At 71.6% G+C, this 582-nt stretch carries 1 protein-coding gene; it reads right to left on the minus strand.

Translation table 11 applies throughout. The features are described 5' to 3' along the window. On the minus strand, positions 1-582 hold a 582-nt coding region (locus HUK84_RS22160), incomplete at both ends, for an FUSC family protein (RefSeq protein ID WP_176642037.1).

Raw genomic sequence — 582 nt, forward strand, 5'->3', positions numbered from 1 at the left:
GGTGCGGCCGTAGCGGCCGGTGAACTGGGCCATGCGGCCGATCACCAGCAGGATCGGCCGCCTGGCATGGGCCGGCACCTGGTCGCGGGCGAGCAGGGCGCGCAGGCGGATGATGTTCAGCCCGATCGTCATCGCGGCGAGCGTGCCTTGCAGATAGGCCTCGATCGTCGGGGTGGGGGTGGGGCCGGCATGGCGGATCAGGCGGGAGAACCGGTCGATATTGCCGCCGATCCAGTCGCCGGTCCGGGGCAGCGGGGTGGCGGTGGCCAGATGGCGCAGGTCGCGCAGGTTGCGCACGCGCATGCGGCCGCGTTCCTGGGCGCTGCTGAAGGGCAGGAGCAGGCGGAACATCAGGACGGCGAAGCCGATGCTGCACAGCAGGGTGAAGGCGCCGTTGAAGAAGGCGATCTCGTCCAGCCGGCCCTGGTTGGAGGGGGCGATCAGGTTGGGCAGGAACAGCGTGTAGGACGCCGCCGCCCCGGCGGTGGCCGGGTTGCGCGCGGCGAGGCCGCCGACGAACATCGGCAGTGCCAGGCAGGCCGCCAGAATTTCGAAATCGGCCGGGCGCGGCAGCAGCGCCAG

This window comes from Nguyenibacter vanlangensis (assembly GCF_013376155.1).
Lineage (GTDB): Bacteria > Pseudomonadota > Alphaproteobacteria > Acetobacterales > Acetobacteraceae > Gluconacetobacter > Gluconacetobacter vanlangensis.